17 protein-coding genes, 1 pseudogene and 1 riboswitch are annotated in these 23,296 nt (G+C 53.4%); of the genes and pseudogenes, 5 read left to right on the forward strand and 13 right to left on the reverse strand.

The features are described from left to right. Window positions 1-32: 32 nt before the first annotated feature. Window positions 33-2,387 (reverse strand): LPS assembly protein LptD, encoded by a 2,355-nt coding sequence (gene lptD / locus BEB54_RS07920; protein ID WP_000746156.1) that lies wholly within the window; start codon window positions 2,385-2,387, stop codon window positions 33-35. 254 nt (window positions 2,388-2,641) lie between these two features. On the opposite strand from lptD, the gene djlA reads away from it, so the two are divergent. Together djlA and espY1 are read left to right on the forward strand one after the other, a co-directional pair. After that, window positions 2,642-3,457, forward strand: a complete 816-nt coding sequence (djlA, locus tag BEB54_RS07925) for a co-chaperone DjlA (protein ID WP_001200573.1) — start codon at window positions 2,642-2,644, stop codon at window positions 3,455-3,457. Between the two features lie 294 nt (window positions 3,458-3,751). Then, a complete protein-coding gene (gene espY1, locus BEB54_RS07930) occupies window positions 3,752-4,513 on the forward strand; it encodes a T3SS effector EspY1 (protein ID WP_088541454.1) in 762 nt (253 codons plus the stop codon). Window positions 4,514-4,529: 16 nt separating this feature from the next. Here espY1 and BEB54_RS07935 read toward each other — a convergent pair. The 7 genes and pseudogenes from BEB54_RS07935 to araB form a co-directional block, all read right to left on the reverse strand. Continuing rightward, window positions 4,530-4,708: pseudogene (locus tag BEB54_RS07935) on the reverse strand (transposase DNA-binding-containing protein); the annotation flags it as partial. A 210-nt stretch (window positions 4,709-4,918) separates the two neighbouring features. Then, window positions 4,919-5,578 carry a bifunctional tRNA pseudouridine(32) synthase/23S rRNA pseudouridine(746) synthase RluA gene (rluA, locus tag BEB54_RS07940; protein WP_000525176.1) on the reverse strand — a complete coding sequence of 220 codons (660 nt, stop codon included), beginning with the start codon at window positions 5,576-5,578 and terminating at the stop codon, window positions 4,919-4,921. An 11-nt stretch (window positions 5,579-5,589) separates the two neighbouring features. Next, the gene (rapA, locus tag BEB54_RS07945) at window positions 5,590-8,496 is read right to left on the reverse strand and encodes an RNA polymerase-associated protein RapA (protein ID WP_001117032.1); all 2,907 of its coding nucleotides are present in this window, start codon (window positions 8,494-8,496) and stop codon (window positions 5,590-5,592) included. Between the two features lie 164 nt (window positions 8,497-8,660). Next, entirely contained in the window at window positions 8,661-11,012 is a 2,352-nt protein-coding gene (gene polB / locus BEB54_RS07950; protein ID WP_105277275.1) for a DNA polymerase II, read from the reverse strand. A gap of 74 nt (window positions 11,013-11,086) precedes the next feature. Next, the gene (araD, locus tag BEB54_RS07955) at window positions 11,087-11,782 is read right to left on the reverse strand and encodes an L-ribulose-5-phosphate 4-epimerase (protein WP_000888658.1); all 696 of its coding nucleotides are present in this window, start codon (window positions 11,780-11,782) and stop codon (window positions 11,087-11,089) included. 114 nt (window positions 11,783-11,896) lie between these two features. After that, entirely contained in the window at window positions 11,897-13,399 is a 1,503-nt protein-coding gene (gene araA, locus BEB54_RS07960) for an L-arabinose isomerase (RefSeq protein ID WP_000151738.1), read from the reverse strand. Between the two features lie 10 nt (window positions 13,400-13,409). Beyond that, window positions 13,410-15,110 (reverse strand): ribulokinase, encoded by a 1,701-nt coding sequence (araB, locus tag BEB54_RS07965; protein WP_105277276.1) that lies wholly within the window; start codon window positions 15,108-15,110, stop codon window positions 13,410-13,412. 338 nt (window positions 15,111-15,448) lie between these two features. Between araB and araC the strand changes: the two genes are divergently transcribed. Then, window positions 15,449-16,327, forward strand: coding sequence for an arabinose operon transcriptional regulator AraC (araC, locus tag BEB54_RS07975; protein ID WP_001300811.1), 879 nt, complete (start codon window positions 15,449-15,451; stop codon window positions 16,325-16,327). A gap of 85 nt (window positions 16,328-16,412) precedes the next feature. Next, on the forward strand, window positions 16,413-17,177 hold the full coding sequence (locus tag BEB54_RS07980; protein WP_105271185.1) for a DedA family protein: 765 nt from the start codon (window positions 16,413-16,415) through the stop codon (window positions 17,175-17,177). A 112-nt stretch (window positions 17,178-17,289) separates the two neighbouring features. Here the strand turns inward: BEB54_RS07980 and thiQ are convergent, their stop codons facing one another. The 4 genes from thiQ to sgrR form a co-directional block, all read right to left on the reverse strand. After that, window positions 17,290-17,988 carry a thiamine ABC transporter ATP-binding protein ThiQ gene (thiQ, locus tag BEB54_RS07985; RefSeq protein WP_000916288.1) on the reverse strand — a complete coding sequence of 233 codons (699 nt, stop codon included), beginning with the start codon at window positions 17,986-17,988 and terminating at the stop codon, window positions 17,290-17,292. After that, the gene (gene thiP / locus BEB54_RS07990; RefSeq protein ID WP_105277277.1) at window positions 17,972-19,582 is read right to left on the reverse strand and encodes a thiamine/thiamine pyrophosphate ABC transporter permease ThiP; all 1,611 of its coding nucleotides are present in this window, start codon (window positions 19,580-19,582) and stop codon (window positions 17,972-17,974) included. The genes thiQ and thiP overlap by 17 nt, the downstream gene beginning before the upstream one ends. Then, window positions 19,558-20,541, reverse strand: coding sequence for a thiamine ABC transporter substrate binding subunit (gene thiB, locus BEB54_RS07995; protein ID WP_105277278.1), 984 nt, complete (start codon window positions 20,539-20,541; stop codon window positions 19,558-19,560). Before thiB ends, thiP begins: the two co-directional genes overlap by 25 nt. 30 nt (window positions 20,542-20,571) lie before the next feature. Continuing rightward, window positions 20,572-20,671: riboswitch (TPP riboswitch) on the reverse strand. 33 nt (window positions 20,672-20,704) lie between these two features. Then, window positions 20,705-22,360 carry a DNA-binding transcriptional regulator SgrR gene (sgrR, locus tag BEB54_RS08000; RefSeq protein WP_039021818.1) on the reverse strand — a complete coding sequence of 552 codons (1,656 nt, stop codon included), beginning with the start codon at window positions 22,358-22,360 and terminating at the stop codon, window positions 20,705-20,707. 88 nt (window positions 22,361-22,448) lie between these two features. Here sgrR and sgrT point away from each other — a divergent pair, with 88 nt between their 5' ends. Continuing rightward, complete coding sequence (gene sgrT / locus BEB54_RS08005; protein WP_001248772.1) at window positions 22,449-22,580, forward strand: glucose uptake inhibitor SgrT; 132 nt, start codon at window positions 22,449-22,451, stop codon at window positions 22,578-22,580. A gap of 107 nt (window positions 22,581-22,687) precedes the next feature. Here sgrT and leuD read toward each other — a convergent pair whose 3' ends face one another. Further along, a complete protein-coding gene (leuD, locus tag BEB54_RS08010; RefSeq protein ID WP_000818231.1) occupies window positions 22,688-23,293 on the reverse strand; it encodes a 3-isopropylmalate dehydratase small subunit in 606 nt (201 codons plus the stop codon). Window positions 23,294-23,296 lie beyond the last annotated feature (3 nt).

The raw sequence follows: 23,296 nt of genomic DNA on the forward strand, positions 1-23,296 counted from the left end.
CCGCACTGCGGATTACGTGGTAAATCAACAAATCACAAAGTGTTTTGATACGGCAGAATGTTCGAACGCAGCATCTCTTGCGTACCCAGACCATAGTTGGAGCTCAGGCCGCGAAGTTCGATGTTAAAGCCGATTGCGTTGTCATATACCGCATGTTGTTTATCGTTATCCCAACCGTTCAGCTTCCGCTCGTAACCGACGCGAATCGCATAGCAGCAGGAGCTATATTGCACACCTAACATAGAGTCGGCTTGCTTGTTCGCATTGGTGTCGTAGTAGTAGGCCCCGACAATTGACCAACGATCGGCAATTGGCCAGCTGGCGACGGCACCTACCTGCGAAATACCATTCTTATATTGCTCTGCCGTGGAATAGTACTTAGGCAGCGTAGCCTGAATATATTCCGGGCTGGCGTAACGGTAGTTCAACTGCACCAGACGGTCTTCATCCCGACGGTATTCAATGCTGGAGTTACTGGTTGCTACGTTATCCAGACGTGTATCGTACTGAATCCCGCCACGCAATCCCCAACGCTCGGAGATACGCCAGTAAGTATCGCCTGCCCATACCAGTGAGCCCGTTTTGTCGTCATTCTCCCATGTTATGTTGTCATCGCCAGTGCGAGACTCCGTGAAATAGTAGATTTGACCAACGGAAATATTAAAACGTTCAACGGCAGCATCATCATATATGCGAGATGTGACACCGGTCGTCACCTGGTTAGCGGAGGCAATACGGTCAAGACCGCCGTAAGTCCGGTCCCGGAACAGGCCAGAGTAGTCAGATTGCAGCAGAGACGAGTCGTAGTTATAGATGTCGCTCTGATCGCGATACGGCACGTACAAATACTGCGCACGCGGTTCCAGCGTTTGGGTATAACCCGGAGCCAGCATTTCCATATCGCGTTCAAAGACCATTTTGCCGTCAACTTTGAATTGCGGCATTACGCGGTTAACGGATTCGTCCAGCTTGGTCGTGTTTCTGGAGTTATACCAGTCAAGATTAGTTTGCTGATAATGGGTTGCCAGCAACTTCGCTTCGGTATTGATGCTGCCCCAGTTATTAGAGAGCGGCAAATTGATGGTCGGTTCCAGGTGAACACGGGTTGCTTCAGGCATGTCGTCTCTGGTGTTAACAAAGTGCACTGCCTGGCCGTAAATACGCGTATCAAACGGACCAACATCATTCTGGTAGTAGTTAACGTCTAACTGCGGCTCTGCCGAGTAGCTACTGGTGTTCTGCTCGCTGAAGACCTGGAACTGCTTGGTTGAAACGGTGGCATTGAAGTTTTGCACCGCATAGCCAACGCTGAATTTTTGCGTTGCGTAGCCGTCAGTACTGGAACCGTACTTGTTATCAAAATCATTGAAGTAGCTAGGATCGCTCACCTTGGTGTAGTCGACGTTGAAACGCCACACCTGATCCATAACCCCGGAGTGTTGCCAGTAGAACAACCAACGACGTGAACTGTCATCGTTCGGGTGTTCATCTTCATAGACTTTATCTGAAGGCAGATAGTCCAGTTCCATCAAGCCAGCGCCCGCCTGGGAGAGGTAGCGGAATTCGTTCTCCCACATGATATTGCCACGACGATGCATATAATGCGGCGTGATGGTGGCATCCATATTTGGTGCGATGTTCCAGTAATATGGAAGGTAGAACTCAAAGTAGTTGGTGGTGGTGTACTTGGCGTTCGGGATCAAGAAACCAGAGCGACGTTTGTCACCCACCGGCAACTGCAAATATGGGCTATAAAAGATCGGTACCGGACCCACCTTAAAGCGGGCGTTCCAGATTTCCGCAACTTGTTCTTCGCGGTCATGAATAATTTCGCTACCTACTACGCTCCAGGTGTCGGAACCCGGCAGACAGGAGGTAAAGCTACCGTTATCCAGAATGGTATAGCGGTTTTCACCACGTTGTTTCATCAGGTCCGCTTTACCGCGACCCTGGCGACCCACCATCTGGTAATCACCTTCCCAGACGTTGGTATCTTTGGTGTTCAGGTTCGCCCAGCCTTTCGGCCCTTTGAGGATCACCTGGTTATCGTCGTAATGGACATTACCGAGCGCATCAACGGTACGTACTGGCTCCGGTTGTCCTGGTGCCTCTTTTTGATGGAGCTGCACTTCGTCGGCCTGCAGACGGCTGTTACCCTGCATGATATCCACGCTGCCAGTAAACACGGCGTCATCCGGGTAGTCCCCTTTCGCGTGGTCAGCATTGATAGTCACGGGTAAGTCATTGGTATCGCCCTGTACCAGAGGACGATCATAGCTTGGCACGCCCAACATGCACTGTGAGGCGAGGTCGGCTGCCAGTCCCTGTTGACTATAAAGGGCGGTGGCAATCATGGTGGCCAGGAGAGTGGGGATACGTTTTTTCATACGTTGATTTTATTGTTCCATCATCGGTAACGTTGCGCGTGACAAACGGTCAGAGACTAACGTACTCGTCATCTCTACGCTAGTGTTAATCCTGTCCGAATAGCGTCAGTGGTGTTAGGCACGGCATTGAATGACAGGTATGATAATGCAAATTATAGGCGATGTCCCACAATTGACCGCAGCCGGAAAACGGTAAAAGCACCTTTATATTGTGGGAGATAGCCCTGATATCCGTGTGTCGATTTGGGGAATATATGCAGTATTGGGGAAAAATCATTGGCGTGGCCGTGGCCTTACTGATGGGCGGCGGCTTTTGGGGCGTAGTGTTAGGCCTGTTAATTGGCCATATGTTTGATAAAGCCCGTAGCCGTAAAATGGCGTGGTTCGCCAACCAGCGTGAGCGTCAGGCGCTGTTTTTTGCCACCACTTTTGAAGTGATGGGGCATTTAACCAAATCCAAAGGTCGCGTCACGGAGGCTGATATTCATATCGCCAGCCAGTTGATGGACCGAATGAACCTTCATGGCGCTTCCCGTACTGCGGCGCAAAATGCGTTTCGGGTTGGAAAATCAGACAATTACCCGCTGCGCGAAAAGATGCGCCAGTTTCGCAGTGTCTGCTTTGGTCGTTTTGACTTAATTCGTATGTTTCTGGAGATCCAGATTCAGGCGGCGTTTGCTGATGGTTCGCTGCATCCGAATGAACGGGCAGTGCTGTATGTCATTGCTGAAGAATTAGGGATCTCCCGTGCCCAGTTTGACCAGTTTTTGCGCATGATGCAGGGCGGTGCACAGTTTGGCGGCGGTTATCAGCAGCAATCTGGCGGTGGTAACTGGCAGCAAGCGCAGCGTGGCCCGACGCTGGAAGATGCCTGTAATGTGCTGGGCGTGAAGCCGACGGATGATGCGACCACCATCAAACGTGCCTACCGTAAGCTGATGAGTGAACACCATCCCGATAAGCTGGTAGCAAAAGGTTTGCCGCCTGAGATGATGGAGATGGCGAAGCAAAAAGCGCAGGAAATTCAGCAGGCCTATGAGCTGATAAAGCAGCAGAAGGGGTTTAAATAACCCTGTAAATGATGCTGAGTAACTGCCCACGATTAAAGGTGGCCGCCCTGGCGGTCACTTCTTTGAGAAAAGGCGTTTACTCAGAATGGTGGACAGGCTCAATGCACGGTTTACGGGAGGGGGTCTGTTGGTTTTATCGCGTTGACCCTGCTTAAGGTTGAGAGCTTTACGACGAGCGGAATTATATTTTTACGTCTTAAAAATAAAAAACACATATCTGAATGAGCGATTTTTGAAAGTATATTTATTCAGAGCGCGCATCATGAGTTTTTAACTCAATGCGAGGCTATTACCATGAAAGTATCAGTTCCAGGCATGCCGGCAACACTTTTAAATATGAACAATAACGATATTTATAAGATGGTGAGCGGGGACAAGATGGACGTGAAGATGAATATCTTTCAACGCTTGTGGGAGACGTTACGTCATCTGTTCTGGTCAGATAAACAGACTGAGGCTTATAAACTTCTGTTCAATTTCGTGAATAAAAAGGCTGGCAACATCAACGCCTCAAAATACTTTACTGGGGCTGTCAACGAGAATGAGAAAGAAAAGTTTATCCATAGTCTGGAATTATTCAATGAACTCAAAACATGCGTAAAAAATCCGGATGAGATGGTCGCAAAGGGCAATATGCGCTGGGTCGCCGAGACCTTCGGTGATATCGAGTTAAGTGTCACTTTTTTTATTGAAAATAAGGAGATATGTACTCAGACGTTGCAGCTGCATAAAGGCCCAGGTAACTTGGGCGTTGATCTTAGAGAGGCTTACCTTCCCGGCGTTGACATGAGGGATTGTTACTTTGGTAAAAAAATAATGAAATATAGCAATGAAAACCTTTACATGAAACCTGGGTGGAATGCTAACCTGGACGGTGCTACCCTGGACGGTGCTATCCTGGACGGTGCTACCGTGGACGGTGCTACCCGCCTATATGCTGAGGTAATTATTATTAATAAAATCACCCCCAAAAAAATTGTTACTGAAGGAGTTGCTACTAAACAAAGTACTGCTGAAAAATTATTGCCAACGCAATTATTGAATGATCCAGAATAAGCTAAGGTTGAAGGGGCTGGAACGCCCCTTCAACCTTAGCAGTAGCGTGGGATGATTTCACAATTAGAAAGACCTGCATGATGAGCTAGAGAAGAGGCTGGTGATGCAAGGCGTCGTGCACGACGCGGATCACCGAGATGGGCATCGCCAACCAGACGGCTAATTAGCCCATGAATAACAATCAGAAAGGACCATAACAAACCCGATAAAATGAAATATTAGAGACGATCAACGGGTGAAAAAAAGTTCAAAAATTCGCTGTGGAGCAGGAAGGGAATTACCGAATGGAAAGCGTAGCCACACGCAACAACTGAAAGCAGTTTGGCAGAAAAAAAATCCCCGGACTCGGGGATTTATGTACAAGAGGCAGCCCTTAGGATGAGGGTATAAACGTACAGAAAAGGATTAAAAATCCGCTGGCGCTTTAAACGTCATACTATTGCCATACGCCGGATGGGTAATCGTCAGCATCTCTGCATGTAGTAACAAACGCGGTGCCATAGCTCTCGCTTCTGGTGATGCATAAAAACGATCGCCGAGAATCGGATGACCCAGCGCCAACATATGCACACGCAGCTGATGCGAACGCCCGGTAATCGGTTTTAACACCACTCTTGCCGTGTTATCCGCTGCATACTCCACCACTTCATATTCCGTCTGCGCAGGTTTACCCGTTTCGTAACAGACTTTCTGTTTCGGGCGGTTTGGCCAGTCGCAAATCAGCGGCAGATCGACCAGACCTTCCGCTGGGGATGGGTGCCCCCAGACGCGGGCCACATACTGCTTTTTCGGCTCGCGCTCGCGGAACTGGCGTTTTAATTCCCGCTCCGCGGCTTTGGTCAGCGCCACTACAATCACGCCGCTGGTAGCCATATCCAGACGATGCACCGATTCCGCCTGCGGATAATCACGCTGAATGCGCGTCATCACGCTGTCTTTGTGCTCCTCCAGACGCCCCGGCACAGACAACAAACCGCTCGGCTTGTTGACCACCATAATGTGGTCATCCTGATACAGGATAACCAGCCAGGGCTCCTGCGGCGGATTGTAGTTTTCCATCCCCATTTTCGGCTCCGTTACTGATGCGTCACAACGATCAAACGCAGGGCATCCAGACGCCAGCCTGCCTGATCCAGGCTTTCCATTACCTGCTGACGGTTGCTCTCAATGGCGGTCAGTTCATCGTCACGAATGTTCGGGTTCACTGCGCGCAGAGCTTCCAGACGAGACAGCTCGGCAGACAGTTTTTCGTCGGCTTCGTTACGTGCTGCATCAATCAATGCACGGGCAGATTTCTCGATCTGCGCTTCACCCAGCTGAAGGATAGCGTGAACATCCTGCTGCACGGCATTAACCAGCTTGCTGCCAGTGTGGCGGTTAACCGCGTTAAGCTGACGGTTAAAGGTTTCAAACTCCACCTGCGCCGCCAGGTTGTTGCCATTTTTATCCAGCAGCATACGTACCGGCGTCGGCGGCAGGAAGCGGTTGAGCTGCAACTGCTTCGGAGCCTGGGCTTCAACGACATAAATCAGCTCCACCAACAGCGTACCTACCGGCAACGCTTTGTTTTTCAACAGTGAAATCGTGCTGCTACCGGTATCGCCAGAGAGGATCAGATCCAGACCGTTGCGGATCAGCGGATGCTCCCAGGTAATAAACTGCGCATCTTCACGCGCCAGCGCTACCTCACGGTCGAAGGTGATGGTGATGCCATCTTCCGACAGGCCCGGGAAGTCCGGCACCAGCATATGATCGGACGGCGTCAGCACGATCATGTTGTCGCCGCGATCGTCCTGATTGATACCGATAATATCGAACAGGTTCATGGCGAAGGCGATCAGGTTGGTATCGTCATCCTGCTCTTCAATGCTTTCAGCTAATGCCTGCGCTTTTTCGCCACCGTTGGAGTGGATCTCCAGCAGGCGGTCACGACCCTGTTCCAGCTGTGCCTTCAACGCCTCGTGCTGCTCGCGGCAGTTTTTGATCAGATCGTCAAAGCCTTCGGTTTGATCCGGTGAGGCCAGGTAGTTAATCAGATCGTTATACACGCTATCGTAGATAGTGCGTCCGGTCGGGCAGGTGTGCTCGAATGCATCCAGACCTTCGTGATACCAGCGCACCAGTACCGACTGAGCGGTTTTTTCCAGATAAGGCACATGGATCTGAATATCGTGTGCCTGACCGATACGATCCAGACGACCAATACGCTGCTCCAGCAGATCCGGGTTGAACGGCAGATCGAACATTACCATGTGGCTGGCGAACTGGAAGTTACGCCCTTCAGAACCGATTTCCGAACACAGCAGCACCTGCGCGCCGGTGTCTTCTTCGGCAAACCATGCCGCAGCGCGGTCACGCTCAATAATCGACATGCCTTCGTGGAACACCGCGGCGCGGATACCTTCACGCTCGCGCAGTACCTGCTCCAGTTGTAGCGCGGTAGCGGCTTTAGCGCAGATCACCAGCACTTTCTGAGAGCGATGGCTGGTCAGGTAACCCATCAGCCATTCTACGCGCGGGTCGAAGTTCCACCAGGTGGCGTTATCGCCTTCAAATTCTTGATAAATACGCTCCGGGTAGAGCATATCGCGAGCGCGGTCTTCCGCACTTTTACGTGCGCCCATAATGCCGGACACTTTAATCGCCGTCTGATACTGCGTCGGCAGCGGCAGTTTAATAGTGTGTAGCTCGCGTTTCGGGAAGCCTTTAACACCGTTACGCGTGTTACGGAACAGCACGCGGCTGGTGCCGTGGCGATCCATCAGCATGGAAACCAGTTCCTGACGGGCGCTCTGGGCATCTTCGCTGTTGCTGTTTGCCGCTTGTAGTAACGGCTCAATATCCTGCTCGCCGATCATCTCACCGAGCATGTTCAGTTCGTCATTGCTGAGTTTGTTACCTGCCAGCAGCATGGCAACGGCATCTGCTACCGGACGATAATTTTTCTGCTCTTCAACGAACTGCGCGAAATCGTGGAAACGGTTCGGATCCAGCAGGCGCAGACGGGCGAAGTGGCTTTCCATCCCCAGTTGTTCCGGGGTCGCGGTCAGCAGCAGAACGCCGGGCACGTGCTCTGCCAGTTGTTCAATAGCCTGATATTCACGGCTCGGCGCATCTTCGCTCCACACCAGGTGATGCGCTTCATCGACCACCAGCAGGTCCCACTCGGCTTCACAGAGATGTTCCAGACGCTGTTTGCTACGACGGGCAAAATCCAGCGAGCAAATGACCAGCTGTTCGGTGTCGAACGGGTTGTAGGCATCGTGCTGGGCTTCGGCGTAACGCTCATCATCAAACAGGGCAAAACGCAGATTGAAGCGGCGCAGCATTTCAACCAGCCACTGATGCTGTAAAGTTTCCGGGACGATAATCAGCACACGTTCAGCAGCGCCAGAGAGCAGTTGCTGATGCAGGATCATCCCGGCTTCAATGGTTTTCCCTAAACCCACTTCGTCGGCCAGCAGGACGCGCGGCGCGTGGCGGCGGCCAACATCATGAGCGATGTTGAGCTGGTGCGGGATCAGGCTGGTACGCTGACCGCGCAGGCCGCTGTACGGCATACGGAACTGTTCGCTGGAATACTTACGCGCGCGATAACGCAGCGCAAAGCGGTCCATACGGTCAATCTGCCCGGCAAACAGACGGTCCTGCGGTTTGCTGAACACCAGTTTGCTATCAAGGAAAACTTCACGCAGGGCCACGCCGGACTCTTCAGTATCCAGGCGAGTACCGATATAGGTCAGCAAGCCATTTTCTTCTTTTACTTCTTCGACTTGCATCTGCCAGCCGTCGTGGCTGGTAATAGTATCACCAGGGTTGAACATCACGCGGGTCACGGGGGAATCACTGCGTGCGTACAGACGGTTTTCACCAGTAGATGGGAAAAGTAAAGTGACAGTTCGCGCATCCACCGCGACAACGGTTCCAAGTCCCAATTCGCTTTCTGTATCGCTGATCCAGCGTTGACCAAGTGTAAAAGGCATATGTGTTTGGCTCTATATCTTTAATTGCAGGCAATAACCACCCGCTACCGTGCTTATGAGGTAGTGGTGTTATTCAGGTCCAGGAATGGAAAGGGCGCTATGGTACTGGATGGCAAAGCATTCGTCACGCATCAAAATGGCATCTGGCGAACTCTTTTTTTTGCTCAAAATAGCCCAAGTTGCCCGGTCATTAGTGTAGCAAAATTATCCTCTGTAAAGGGGAGTATTCCTTCCGCCACTGGCTGAAGCTGGCGGGTCAGATAGTGTTCGTAATCCAGCGGTGAACGTTGATAGTCCAACGGCTCCGGGCCGTTGGTGGTCCATACATACTTTATGGTGCCGCGGTTCTGATATTGCAAGGGGCGACCGCGCTTTTGGTTTTCTTCATCGGCAAGGCGAGCGGCGCGTACATGAGGCGGAACATTACGCTGATATTCGCTCAGCGGACGGCGAAGGCGTTTACGGTAAACCAGCCGTGCATCCAGTTCGCCAGCCATCAGTTTGTCGATGGTTTCGCGAACGTATTCCTGATATGGCTCGTTGCGGAAGATACGTAGGTATAGCTCCTGCTGAAACTGCTGGGCCAGCGGTGTCCAGTCGGTGCGTACGGTTTCCAGCCCTTTAAACACCATCCGCTGTTTATCGCCTTCCTGAATCAGCCCGGCGTAGCGCTTTTTACTGCCCGTATCAGCTCCGCGAATGGTTGGCATCAGAAAACGGCAGAAATGGGTTTCATACTCCAATTCCAGTGCGCTAGTTAGCTGTTGCTGTTGCAACGTTTCTGCCCACCAGGCGTTAACGTGCTGCACCAGTGCACGACCGATTTTCGCCGCTTCTTCTTCGGAGTGCGCGCCTTTCAGCCAGACAAATGTTGAGTCAGTATCGCCGTAGATTACGTCATAGCCCTGCGCTTCAATCAACGCTTTGGTTTGCCGCATGATCTGATGACCACGCATGGTGATTGACGACGCCAGGCGGGGATCGAAGAAGCGACAGGCGGTAGTCCCGAGCACGCCATAAAAGGCATTCATGATGATCTTCAGCGCCTGCGACAGTGGCTTATTGCCCTGGCGTTTGGCTTCATCGCGCCCGTGCCAGATGTTAGTCACAATCTCCGGCAGGCAATGTTTCTCCCGCGAGAACCAGGCATCGAGAAAGCCTTCGGTGCTGTGCTCTGGATCAGGCTGCGCCATGCCTTCCACCAGCCCGACGGGATCAATCAGATAGGTGCGGATGATCGAGGGGTACAGGCTTTTATAGTCCAGCACCAGCACCGAATCATAAAGCCCTGGCCGTGAATCCATCACATAGCCGCCAGGGCTGGCGTGCGGCGGCACTTCGCCGAGATTAGGCGCGACATAACCAGCGCGATGCATTCGGGGAAAATAGAGATGACCAAACGCCGCCACCGACCCCCCGTGCCGATCCACCGGCAGGCCGTTCACCGTCGCCCGTTCGAGTAGAAACGGCATAATTTCGGTTTTATGGAAGATCTGCGTCACCAGTTCGCAATCTTTCAGGTTATAAGTCGCCAGCGCAGGTTTATCTTCGGCGAAACGGCGGTCAATTTCGTCCATCCGATCCCACGGGTTATCGATAGATTTTCCTTCGCCTAATAACTCCTGAGCGACGGTTTCCAGCGAGAACGAAGAGAAATTCCAGAATGCAGATTTCAGCGCCTCGATACCGTCGATAATTAGCCGACCTTTGGCCTGGGCAAAAAAGACGCCGTTTTTAAAGCCATGCTCGCGCCACTCCAGCTCGCTGTTATCGCGCCCCAGACGCAGTGGAATACGGTAGCGCTCGGCATGTTTTTGCAGCATTCGCAGATCGAACTGCACCACGTTCCAGCCGATGATCACATCAGGATCGTGGTTAGCAAACCAGGCGTTGAGTTTTTCCAGCAGCTGCGGACGACTGGCGACGTACTCCAGTTCGAAATCAAGCGCGGAGGCATCGTCATTCTCCGGCCCCAGCATATAAACGATGCGCTGCCCGCAGCCTTCCAGACCGATGCAGTACAGTTCACCGTGGCGGGTGGTTTCAATATCAATAGAAACCCACTTGAGCGGCGGGCGGTAGTCGGGATGCGGTTTCAGACGGGCATTAACGATAGCGCCATTGCGCATATCACCCTGGACCCACACCGGTGAGGTGATAAACCGCTCCATCAGATAGCGTTCTGGCGGGCGCACATCGGCCTCGTAGACGGTAACGCCACCTTCACGCAGGCGCTTTTCGTAATTCATTAACTGGCGATGGGCGCGACAGTAAAGGCCATACACCGGCTGGCGATGAAAATCCTTTAACGCCAGCGGCGTCAGGCGAAAGCCTTGTTCACCCTGCAAAATATGCTGGGCGCGGGGAACCTGATCGGCGGGAATAAACGCCACGGACTCTTGCGGTGCAAGCATAACCTGTAACGGCCCGTTGTCCGTCGCTAACCAGAAAGAGACCTCTGTCCCTTGCGGGGTGTCCCGCCAGTGTCGGGTTAAGATAAAACCTGCCTGCGCCACGCTGAAATTCCATCAAAAAACCAGGCTTGATTATAGCCTGGTTTCGTTTAATTGGCTGTGGTTTTATACAGTCATTACTGCCCGTAATATGCCTTCGCACCATGCTTACGCAGATAGTGTTTATCCAGCAATGTTTGCTGCATATCCGGTAACTGCGGAGCAAGCTGGCGGCAGAAAATCCCCATATAAGCGACTTCTTCCAGCACGATGGCGTTATGCACTGCGTCTTCAGCGTTTTTACCCCATGCAAACGGGCCGTGAGAATGGACCAGAACGCCAGGCATTTGCGCTGCGTCGATACCCTGTTTTTCGAAGGTTTCAACGATGACGTTACCGGTTTCCCACTCATATTCGCCGTTGATTTCTGCATCTGTCATTTTGCGAGTGCAGGGAATGGTGCCGTAGAAATAGTCGGCGTGGGTGGTGCCGGTTGCCGGGATTGACTGGCCCGCCTGCGCCCAGATGGTGGCATGGCGGGAGTGCGTATGCACAATGCCGCCAATGGACGGGAATGCCTGATAGAGCAGCCGGTGAGTTGGCGTGTCGGAGGAGGGCTTTTTCGTACCTTCTACCACTTCACCGGTTTCGATGCTGACCACGACCATATCGTCAGCGGTCATGATGCTGTAATCGACGCCGGAAGGTTTGATTACAAAGACGCCGCGCTCGCGATCAACGGCGCTGACGTTGCCCCAGGTCAGCGTGACCAGGTTGTGTTTTGGCAGCGCCAGGTTGGCTTCTAAAACCTGACGTTTGAGATCTTCTAACATGTTGACTCCTTCGTGCCGGATGCGCTTTGCTTATCCGGCCTACAAAATCACAGCGCGTAGGCCTGATAAGACGCGTCAGCGTCGCATCAGGCGTTACATACCTGATGCAGCTACTTAGCGACGAAATCCGTAATACACTTCGTTCCAGCGCAGCGCGTCTTTAAACGCTGGCAGGCGGGTGTCGTTATCAATCACCGTGATTTCAATGTCGTGCATCTCGGCAAACTGGCGCATATCGTTGAGGTTCAACGCATGGCTGAAGACGGTGTGGTGCGCGCCACCAGCAAGGATCCACGCTTCGGAAGCGGTTGGTAGATCCGGCTGCGCTTTCCACAGCGCATTCGCCACCGGCAGTTTCGGCAGGGTGTGCGGCGTTTTCACCGTGTCGATGCAGTTAACCAGCAGACGGTAACGATCGCCGAGATCAATCAAGCTGGCGACAATCGCCGGACCAGTTTGGGTATTGAAGATCAGGCGGGCAGGATCGTCTTTACCGCCAATACCGAGGTGTTGAACGTCGAGGATCGGTTTCTCTTCTACGGCGATCGACGGACAGACTTCCAGCATATGGGAGCCGAGCACCAGGTCATTACCTTTTTCGAAGTGGTAAGTGTAGTCCTCCATAAAGGAGGTGCCGCCCTGCAGACCGGTTGACATCACCTTCATGATGCGAAGCAGGGCGGCAGTTTTCCAGTCGCCTTCGCCCGCAAAGCCGTAGCCCTGCTGCATCAGACGCTGTACGGCCAGACCAGGAAGCTGCTTCAGACCGTGCAAATCTTCAAAGGTGGTGGTGAACGCGTGGAAGCCACCTTGTTCCAGGAAACGCTTCATCCCCAGCTCAATACGCGCCGCTTCCAGCACGTTCTGTCGTTTTTCGCCGTGGATTTGTGTCGCAGGCGTCATGGTGTAGCAGCTTTCGTACTCATCGACCAGCGCGTTAACATCGCCATCGCTGATGGAGTTCACTACCTGCACCAGATCGCCAACCGCCCAGGTATTGACGGAGAAACCGAACTTGATCTGTGCGGCAACTTTATCGCCATCGGTGACCGCCACTTCACGCATGTTATCGCCAAAACGGCAGACTTTCAGATGACGGGTATCCTGTTTAGATACCGCCTGACGCATCCAGGAGCCGATACGCTCATGTGCTTGTTTATCCTGCCAGTGACCGGTAACGACAGCATGTTGCTGACGCATACGCGCGCCAATGAAGCCGAACTCGCGACCGCCATGTGCAGTCTGGTTCAGGTTCATAAAGTCCATATCGATGCTATCCCACGGCAGCGCCGCGTTGAACTGGGTGTGGAATTGCAGCAACGGTTTGTTGAGCATGGTCAGGCCGTTGATCCACATTTTGGCCGGGGAAAAGGTGTGCAGCCACACCACCAGACCAGCACAACGATCGTCGTAATTCGCGTCGCGGCAAATAGCGGTGATTTCATCCGGCGTGGTGCCCAGCGGTTTCAGCACCAGTTTGCAGGGCAGTTTCGCTTCCGTATTCAGCGCATTAACGACGTGCTCGGCATGTTGGGTGACCTGACGCAGGGTTTCCGGGCCATACAGATGCTGGCTACCAATTACAAACCACACTTCATAATTATCAAAAATCGTCATTGTCGTGTCCTTATAGAGTCGGAACTGCCTGGGCAGCCAGTGCCGGGGCGGAAGTTGGAAGATAATGTTGTTCGGCGCTTATCGCCCATTGCTGATAGCGGCGATAAAGCTGTTCAAAGCGTTGTGCCTGTTCGGTACGTGGTTGCAGGGTTTTCTCTACCGCACTGGCCATTTTTTGCTGTGCTGATGGGATGTCTGCGTGCACTTTCGCGGCGACGGCAGCGAAAATCGCTGCACCGAGCGCGCAACACTGATCAGAGGCGACAATTTGTAGCGGGCGATTCAGCACGTCGCAGCAGGCCTGCATAATGACCTGGTTTTTCCGCGCGATGCCGCCCAGCGCCATCACGTTATTGACGGCGATCCCCTGATCGGTGAAGCACTCCATAATTGCGCGTGCGCCAAAAGCGGTAGCGGCAATTAAACCGCCGAACAGTAGCGGAGCGTCGGTGGCGAGGTTCAGGTCGGTAATCACCCCTTTCAGGCGTTGGTTAGCGTTTGGTGTGCGACGGCCGTTAAACCAGTCGAGTACTACCGGCAGGTGATCCAGAGACGGATTTTTGGCCCATGCTTCGGTCAGCGCCGGGAGCAGTTGTTTCTGGCTGGCTTTGATTTGCTCTTTCAGTTCTGGATGCTGGGCGGCAAGCTGTTCCAGCGGCCAGCCAAGAACGCGACCAAACCAGGCGTAGATATCACCAAAGGCCGATTGGCCTGCTTCCAGACCGATAAATCCAGGAACCACGCTGCCATCAACCTGACCGCAAATGCCTTTAACTGCACGCTCGCCAACACTCTGTTTGTCGGCAATCAGAATGTCGCAGGTGGAAGTACCGATAACTTTTACCAGCGCGTTAGGTTGTGCGCCCGCACCGACCGCGCCCATATGGCAGTCAAACGCGCCGCCGGAAATCACCACGCTTTCAGGCAGGCCGAGACGCTGCGCCCATTCCGGACATAAAGTGCCCACCGGAATATCGGCAGTCCAGGTGTCAGTGAACAGCGGGGAAGGCAAATGGCGATTGAGGATCGGGTCCAGTTCGTCAAAGAAACTGGCTGGCGGCAGGCCGCCCCAGCTTTCGTGCCACAGAGATTTATGTCCGGCGCTGCAACGTCCGCGGCGAATATCCTGCGGGCGCGTGGTGCCACTGAGCAGGGCGGGCACCCAGTCGCAAAGTTCAATCCACGATACGGCAGATTGCGCCACGGCACTGTCCTGGCGAGTCACATGCAGGATTTTTGCCCAGAACCATTCGCTGGAATAAATACCGCCAATATAGCGGGAGTAGTCAACTTTGCCCGGCGCGTGACACAAACGGGTGATCTCTTCCGCTTCTTCAACCGCGGTGTGGTCTTTCCACAATACGAACATCGCGTTCGGGTTTTCGGCAAACTCCGGGCGCAGCGCCAGTACGTTACCGTCGGCATCAATCGGTGCGGGCGTTGAGCCGGTTGTGTCTACGCCAATCCCGACCACGGTTGCGCGCTGTTCGGCACTAAGCGCTGCCAGCACGGTTTTCAGCGCCGCTTCCATTGACTCAATGTAGTCACGCGGATGATGACGGAACTGGTTATTCGGGGCATCACAAAATTGCCCTTTCTGCCAACGGGGATACCACTCTACGCTGGTGGCGATCTCTTCACCGGTGGCGCAGTCCACCGCCAAAGCTCGCACAGAATCACTGCCAAAATCGAGGCCAATTGCAATCGCCATCGTTTCACTCCATCCAAAAAAACGGGTATGGAGAAACAGTAGAGAGTTGCGAAAAAAAGCGTCAGGTAGGATCCGCTAATCTTATGGATAAAAATGCTATGGCATAGCAAAGTGTGACGCCGTGCAAATAATCAATGTGGACTTTTCTGCCGTGATTATAGACACTTTTGTTACGCGTTTTTGTCATGGCTTTGGTCCCGCTTTGTTACAGAATGCTTTTAATAAGCGGGGTTACCGGTTGGATTAGCGAGAAGAGCCAGTAAAAGACGCAGTGACGGCAATGTCTAATGCAATATGGACAATTGGTTTCTTCTCTGAATGGCGGGAGTATGAAAAGTATGGCTGAAGCGCAAAATGATCCCCTGCTGCCGGGATACTCGTTTAACGCCCATCTGGTGGCGGGTTTAACGCCGATTGAGGCCAACGGATATCTCGATTTTTTTATCGACCGACCACTGGGAATGAAGGGGTATATTCTCAATCTCACCATACGCGGCCAGGGGGTGGTGAAAAATCAGGGACGAGAATTTGTCTGCCGACCGGGTGATATTTTGCTGTTCCCGCCAGGAGAGATTCATCACTACGGTCGTCATCCGGAGGCTCGCGAATGGTATCACCAGTGGGTTTACTTTCGTCCGCGCGCCTACTGGCATGAATGGCTTAACTGGCCGTCAATATTTGCCAATACCGGTTTCTTTCGCCCGGATGAAGCGCACCAGCCGCATTTCAGCGACCTGTTTGGGCAAATCATTAACGCCGGGCAAGGGGAAGGGCGCTATTCGGAGCTGCTGGCGATAAATCTGCTTGAGCAATTGTTACTGCGGCGCATGGAAGCAATTAACGAGTCGCTCCATCCACCGATGGATAATCGGGTACGCGAGGCATGTCAATACATCAGCGATCACCTGGCAGACAGCAATTTTGATATTGCCAGCGTCGCGCAGCATGTCTGCCTGTCGCCGTCGCGTCTGTCGCATCTGTTCCGCCAGCAGTTAGGAATTAGCGTCTTAAGCTGGCGCGAGGACCAACGCATTAGTCAGGCGAAGCTGCTTTTGAGCACCACCCGGATGCCTATCGCTACCGTCGGTCGCAATGTTGGCTTTGACGATCAACTCTATTTCTCGCGAGTATTTAAAAAATGCACTGGGGCCAGTCCGAGCGAGTTCCGTGCCGGTTGTGAAGAAAAAGTGAATGATGTAGCCGTCAAGTTGTCATAATTGGTAACGAATCAGACAATTGACGGCTTGACGGAGTAGCATAGGGTTTGCAGAATCCCTGCTTCGTCCATTTGACAGGCACATTATGCAAGCATTGCTGGAACACTTTATTACCCAATCCACCGTGTATTCATTGATGGCGGTGGTGTTGGTGGCCTTTCTGGAGTCGCTGGCGCTGGTCGGTTTGATTTTACCCGGTACGGTGCTAATGGCGGGTCTGGGGGCGCTGATTGGCAGCGGCGAGTTAAGTTTCTGGCACGCCTGGCTGGCAGGGATTGTCGGTTGCCTGATGGGCGACTGGATCTCCTTCTGGCTGGGCTGGCGTTTTAAAAAGCCGTTGCATCGCTGGTCATTTCTGAAGAAGAACAAAGCATTACTCGATAAAACTGAACATGCGTTGCATCAACACAGCATGTTTACCATTCTGGTCGGTCGTTTTGTCGGCCCGACGCGTCCGCTGGTGCCAATGGTGGCGGGAATGTTGGATCTCCCGGTGGCGAAATTTATTACGCCAAATATTATCGGCTGCCTGTTATGGCCGCCGTTTTACTTCCTGCCGGGGATTCTGGCGGGCGCGGCGATCGATATTCCTGCCGGAATGCAGAGTGGCGAGTTTAAATGGTTGCTGCTGGCAACAGCGGTGTTTTTGTGGGTTGGTGGCTGGCTGTGCTGGCGGTTATGGCGCAGTGGTAAAGCGACTGACCGTTTAAGTCATTATTTGTCGCGCGGTCGTTTGTTGTGGCTGGCACCGTTAATTTCTGCCGTCGGTGTAGTGGCGCTGGTAGTGTTAATTCGCCACCCGTTGATGCCGGTATATATCGATATTTTGCGGAAAGTGGTTGGGGTTTAGGGGATAGTCTGTGCGGGTTGCCTGATGCGACGCTTGCCGCGTCTTATCAGGCCTACAAAACGCACTGTCCGTAGGTCGGATAAGGCGTTCACGCCGCATCCGACAGTGCATACTAACCCGTAATCCCCAATATTGCCGAAGCACTCGCCTTACCGCTCAACAATTCTTCAGTCTTACCCTGCCAGGCGATGCGCCCGTCAGCGACCACCACCGAGCGTGTGGCGATCCGCGCCGCATCTTCCACACTGTGCGACACCATCAATAGCGTCATTTTTTGCTGCTGGCAGCTCGTGCTCACCAGCGTCAGCATCTCCTGACGTAACGCCGGATCGAGCGCAGAGAACGGTTCATCGAGCAATAAAATCGGCTGTTCGCGCACCAGACAACGCGCTAACGCCACTCGCTGACGCTGACCGCCGGAAAGCTCGCCCGGTAACCGCGCCATTAAATTATCAATCCCCATCTGACGGGCAATAGCGTGCATTTTCTCCTGCTGCGCCGCGTTCAGTTTCAAGCCCGGATTTAGCCCCAGCCCGATGTTCTGCGCGACCGTCAGGTGGCTGAACAGGTTGTTTTCCTGAAACAGCATCGACACCGGACGGCGTGACGGCGGCGTCGTGGTGTGATCAACACCATCGATAGTCAGCGAACCGCTGGCTGGCGTCAGAAAACCGGCGATCAAATTCAGCAGGGTACTTTTACCCGCGCCGCTTGGCCCGAGGATCGCCACCTGCTCGCCGCGTTCCACCGTTAAGCTAAAACGCATCGGCAAATGGTGATAAAGCCAGGTGATATCAGTCAGTTTTAACATTTCGCCCCGGTAGTTTTTCAATCACGGTAAACAGCAGAAAACAGAGCAGCAGCAGAATTAACGCGGTGACCGCGCCGTCCTGGCTGCGATAGGAGCCAATTTGCTGGTAGAGATAAAACGGTAGGGTTCGGAAATCATCGTTACCGAACAACGCCACCACGCCAAAATCACCAATCGACAGCACACAAGCAAAAGCCAGCGCCTGCGCCAGCGGACGTTTCAGGGCGCGCAGCTCCAGCACTTTTAAGCGTGACCAGCCTTCAATGCCCAGCGACTGACATAGCATGCTATAGCGGGCAGTGATATCGCGCATCGGGTTTTCCAGCACTTTCAGCGCATAAGGGATGGCCATTAACGCATTGGTGAAAATCACGATGCCGTCAGCAGATTGTGGCAGGCCGATGGTGTTGTTGAGCAGTAAAAAGAAGCCCGTTGCCAGCACAATCCCCGGCATGGCGAGGATCAGCATTCCGCTCATCTCCAGCGCCTGACCCGCCAGCATTTTTTGCCGAGCCCGCAATTCGCGACTGCTCCATAACAGCATCATGGTCAGCACTACGCATAATACGCCTGCCGCCAGCGCAATACGCAACGAGGTCCACAGCGCCTGCCACAGCACCGGCTGCGCCAGCACTTCCGGCAACTGGCGATTTATCCCATCGACGAGCACCGCCAGTAACGGTGGCAGCAACAGCAACAGCGCCAGCACAATTAACACCGTGTCGCAAATGCGGCTATGCAGACGATCGTCCGGGTCGCGCCAGCCTTGCAGCAGCGTGGTGCCGGGCGCAATGGCCTTACTTAGTCGCTGACTCAACAGCACCAGCCCAAGGCAACAAACCATCTGGATCAGCGCCAGCATCGCCGCGCGGGCAGGATCGTAGTCGTAACTCAGCGCCTGATAAATAGCCAGCTCGATAGTGGTCGCCTGCGGACCGCCGCCCAGCGATAGCACGGTGGCGAAGCTGGCGAAACAGAGCATAAAGATAAGCGCGGCAACCGGCGGGATTTGACGCCGTAACCACGGCCATTCGACGAAGCGGAAAAAATGCCAGCCGCGCATCCCAAGCTGGGCGGCAAGCTGACGTTGTTCGCCGGGAATGTTTTCCAGTGCCTGGAGTAATAAGCGGCTCGCCATCGGCAGATTAAAAAATACGTGCGCCAGCAAAATACCTTGCAGGCCGTAGGGCGAAAAGGTCCACTCCAGACCGAGCGATTGGCAGAGTGATGCCAGCCAGCCCTGGCGACCATAGACGCTAAGAATGCCGAAAACAGCAACCAGCACCGGGAGGATCAAGGTCATTGCGCACAGACGCAACAGCGTCAGCCGACCCGGAAAGCGCCTGCGATAGAGGGCGCGGGCGAGGAATATCGCGGGTACGACAGAGAGCAGCGCCGAGAGAAACGCCTGCCAGAAGGAGAAGCGCACCACATGCCACAGGTAGCTGTCCTGCCAGATTGCCACCCAGTCACCCTGCGGCGCGTTCCACCACAGGGCGAGAAATGCCGCCAGTGCAACCGCCACCACAAGCGTAGCGGCGCTTACGCCTGGAATTAACCAGCCGGGAATTAACGGCTGACGGCGCGTTGCCATTCGCTAATCCATGCCTGACGTTGTGCCGCCACGTCGGCTGGCGTGAACTCCAGCGTGGTTGCTGGTTTGGTCAGTTGTTCAAACCCGGCAGGCAGCGTGACGTTTGCCACCGGATACATCCAGTTGCCGGTTGGGATCGCATTCTGGAAGGCCGGAGAAACCATAAACTGAAGGAACTTTTGCGCCAGTTCCGGCTGCTTGCTGGCAGCGGTGCGGGCAGCAACTTCTACTTGCAGATAATGACCTTCGCTAAAGTTCGCCGCGGCGTAGTTATCTTTCTTCTCTTCGAGAATGTGATAAGCCGGAGAGGTGGTGTAACTTAGTACCAGATCGCTTTCGCCTTTTAAAAACAGGCCGTAGGCTTCGCTCCAGCCTTTGGTGACCGTGACCGTTTTCTTCGCCAGCTTCTGCCAGGCTTGTGGGACGTCATCGCCATAGACTTTTTGCATCCACAACAACAGGCCCAGGCCCGGCGTACTGGTACGTGGATCCTGATAAATCACTCGCCAGTTCTGATCGCTTTCAACCAGCTCTTTCAGGCTTTGCGGCGGATTTTTCAGTTTGTTCTTGTCATAGACGAAGGCGAAATAACCGTAATCAAACGGTACGAAAGTGTCATTATTCCAGCCGCCGGGAACGTTAACGGTATCCGCTGCCACACCGCTTTTAGCAAACAGCCCGGTTTTGCTGGCGGCATCTAACAGATTGTTATCCAGCCCCAGCACCACATCGGCTTTACTGTTTTTGCCTTCCATCCGCAGACGGTTGAGAAGCGAAACGCCATCTTCCAGCGCCACCAGTTTCAGTTCGCAATTACAGTCGGCTTCAAAGGCTTTTTTCACCACCGGACCTGGCCCCCAGTCGGCGGCGAAGGAGTCGTAGGTATAAACAGTCAGAACGGGTTTAGCGAAAGCGGGTGCTGTACAGAGCAACAGCAGGGGAAGATATTTTTTTAACACTTTGCACCTCAAAGAAGAGTGGCAAAGGACTTGAGAAGGAGCCTCAAATCCCTTCGCCGGCGTTATCCGGATCAGGTTCGACGGGTATTTTCTCAGCGCACGCGTCTGCGTGGCACCCCGTTGAGAACGGCGTTAGTGTAGTGATTTTGTTATCAACCAGCAATCATGGATCCGGTGGCGCAAACCACGCGGATTTAAAATCGAACCAGCCGAGAGTGTTCATGCGCAGGCCGCGCATACTGCGTTGCCCCTGAATGATCAGCCAGTGGTGGATGAGCGGCACCATTGCTTTGCTGGCGACCAGTTGCTGGCACCAGTTCGCCAGGTTCATTTCGCCATTGCGCCAGCGGGCGGCGTCGGCTTGCCAGTCGATCGGAATACAGTGTTGTAGCAGCGGCACTTCGCACAAATGCGCGAACAGCGAAAAATCCAGCGGCAGCGTAAAGTTGGCGCTGTTAAGCCAGATATCGCTCTCGATCTCTCCTTCGTACCACTGATCGTAGCTGATCTCTTTGATTTCCAGTGTGACCTGATGACTTGTCAGAATCTGCTGCATGATCCCGGCAATCACTCGATGCTCAATATGATCCTGATAAAAAGTCAGGGTGAGGTTTTCCAGCCCGGCGGGTTTTTCGCAATGCGTCGGGCGGGCATGATGCCAGCGGGGGAGCAGTCCATAAGCCGGAAACCACAGTTGCTGGTATTGTTCCTCGGCGAAATAGACCAGATTAGTTGGAGAAAGCACATAACTTACCCAGTCCCTGACTTGCTGATTCGCCCCACGGTGGGTGCGGCTGTCGAACAGTAAATAGTAGCAACCTTCCTCCAGCCGACTTTCAATCTCTTTTTCCTCGCCCTGCGGCCCTTTTAGCATCAGACCGCCGGCTGGCTCGTCGGCAATTTCTGGCAGAACCCAGACATTTACTTCGTCGATTAATGCGCGATAACCGAAGAAGTCATCGAATGCCTGAATTTTCAGTTGATTGGTGCTGTTGCGGATCACTGCATAAGGACCCGTTCCGATGGGATGGCTGGCAAAGTTACTGAGGGTTTCCCATTCTCGTGGCAGGATCATCGCCGGAACTTGCCCCAGCAGTAACGGTAACCAGCGGTCCGGTTGCGTGAGATGGATATCCAGCGTCCAGGGCGTCGGCGACACAATGTCAGCAATATGCGAATAGAGCGGCAGCGTATTGATTCGTTTTAAAGAGGCGATCACATCGTCCATTTCCAGTTCACGACCATGATGAAAATGGACTCCTGGACGCAAAAAGAAGCGCCAGTGAAGCGGTGATATTTGCTGCCAGTGGTGGGCGATGTCTGCTTCCAGTTCCCCATTTTCCTCATTTATGCGCGTTAGCGAACTGAAGATTTGCCGGGCGATATGGGTTTCGGAACGGCGCAATGCACTGCCGGGCAGCAGATTGCGTAACGGACGATAGTAGAGAACGCGCAGGATGTGCCGCCCCTGGCGGAAGCTGCGTCCCAAATGAGAAACCAACATTTGCCGCACAGCCGCTTTGTCGCCAACCAGTTGCACCAGTTGATCGATACGATCCTGCTCCAGCAGGTCCTCTGCTCGCTGTTGCTGAAGCGCCAGCCCGGTGTAGAGGAATGTCAGACGAGAGCGTTTACCGCGCCCGACCTCCGCTTCCCACGTCAGCCAGCCGCGATCCTGCATGGTATTGAGCAGGGTGCGCATATGACGACGGGAGCAGCTCAATAACTCCGCTAGTTCGTTGAGCGTTGTGTCCTGCGATTTACCCTCGCAGCATTGCCACAGGCGGATGAACTGTTGTTGCAGACGAGCAGATGGCATAAAAGGGGAACTCCTGCGCAAAAGTCAGCAATTTTATTTTCCCTATATTAAGTCAATAATTCCTAACGATGAAGCAAGGAGGTGCCCCATACGTCAGTTTTATCAGCACTATTTTACCGCGACAGCGACGTTGTGCTGGTTGCGTTGGTTAAGCGTCCCACAACGATTAACCATGCTTGAAGAGCTGATGCAGTGGGAGGGGAGTCATTCTGACTACTGATTTGCGGACATCATGTGTGACTGAGTATTGGTGTTAATCGCCACGCCAGCAGTGATTATCTGCTGGCTTTTTTCTTTTTGGCGATTGAGTGCCGGACGGTGTACAAACTAACGCATAAACGCCGGTTGCTTCTCTTCATAAGACGCAATTGCGTCGTCGTGCTGCAGAGTCAGGCCGATGCTGTCCAGACCGTTCATCATGCAGTGGCGGCGGAAGGCATCGATGGTAAAGCGATAAGTTTTCTCTCCCGCTTTCACCTCTTGCGCTTCCAGGTCCACATCAAAATGAATCCCCGGATTGGCTTTCACCAGCGCAAACAGTTCGTCCACTTCTGCATCGCTTAATTTCACCGGCAGCAGCTGGTTGTTAAAGCTGTTGCCGTAGAAGATGTCAGCAAAACTCGGTGCAATCACCACTTTAAAACCGTAATCGGTCAATGCCCACGGCGCATGCTCACGCGAGGAACCGCAGCCGAAGTTTTCTCGTGCCAGCAAAATGGAAGCGCCCTGATATTGCGGGAAGTTCAGCACGAAGTCCGGGTTTGGCTGTTGGCCTTTTTCATCCAGAAAACGCCAGTCGTTAAACAGATGCGCGCCAAAACCTGTACGGGTCACTTTCTGCAAAAACTGTTTCGGGATGATTGCATCGGTATCGACATTGGCGGCATCCAGTGGAACCACCAGGCCTGTATGTTTGATAAATTTCTCTGCCATGGT

Origin of the sequence: Escherichia sp. MOD1-EC6021 (assembly GCF_002965245.1) — a bacterium.
Taxonomy (GTDB): Bacteria; Pseudomonadota; Gammaproteobacteria; order Enterobacterales; family Enterobacteriaceae; genus Escherichia; species Escherichia coli_F.

What these genes read in the sequence shown, in the direction of transcription:
- lptD (WP_000746156.1), bottom strand. Translation starts at nt 2,387, where the DNA reads ATGAAAAAACGTATCCCCACTCTCCTGGCCACCATGATTGCCACCGCC.
- djlA (WP_001200573.1), top strand. Translation starts at nt 2,642, where the DNA reads ATGCAGTATTGGGGAAAAATCATTGGCGTGGCCGTGGCCTTACTGATG.
- espY1 (WP_088541454.1), top strand. Translation starts at nt 3,752, where the DNA reads ATGAAAGTATCAGTTCCAGGCATGCCGGCAACACTTTTAAATATGAAC.
- rluA (WP_000525176.1), bottom strand. Translation starts at nt 5,578, where the DNA reads ATGGGGATGGAAAACTACAATCCGCCGCAGGAGCCCTGGCTGGTTATC.
- rapA (WP_001117032.1), bottom strand. Translation starts at nt 8,496, where the DNA reads ATGCCTTTTACACTTGGTCAACGCTGGATCAGCGATACAGAAAGCGAA.
- araD (WP_000888658.1), bottom strand. Translation starts at nt 11,782, where the DNA reads ATGTTAGAAGATCTCAAACGTCAGGTTTTAGAAGCCAACCTGGCGCTG.
- araA (WP_000151738.1), bottom strand. Translation starts at nt 13,399, where the DNA reads ATGACGATTTTTGATAATTATGAAGTGTGGTTTGTAATTGGTAGCCAG.
- araB (WP_105277276.1), bottom strand. Translation starts at nt 15,110, where the DNA reads ATGGCGATTGCAATTGGCCTCGATTTTGGCAGTGATTCTGTGCGAGCT.
- araC (WP_001300811.1), top strand. Translation starts at nt 15,449, where the DNA reads ATGGCTGAAGCGCAAAATGATCCCCTGCTGCCGGGATACTCGTTTAAC.
- BEB54_RS07980 (WP_105271185.1), top strand. Translation starts at nt 16,413, where the DNA reads ATGCAAGCATTGCTGGAACACTTTATTACCCAATCCACCGTGTATTCA.
- thiQ (WP_000916288.1), bottom strand. Translation starts at nt 17,988, where the DNA reads ATGTTAAAACTGACTGATATCACCTGGCTTTATCACCATTTGCCGATG.
- thiP (WP_105277277.1), bottom strand. Translation starts at nt 19,582, where the DNA reads ATGGCAACGCGCCGTCAGCCGTTAATTCCCGGCTGGTTAATTCCAGGC.
- sgrR (WP_039021818.1), bottom strand. Translation starts at nt 22,360, where the DNA reads ATGCCATCTGCTCGTCTGCAACAACAGTTCATCCGCCTGTGGCAATGC.
- leuD (WP_000818231.1), bottom strand. Translation starts at nt 23,293, where the DNA reads ATGGCAGAGAAATTTATCAAACATACAGGCCTGGTGGTTCCACTGGAT.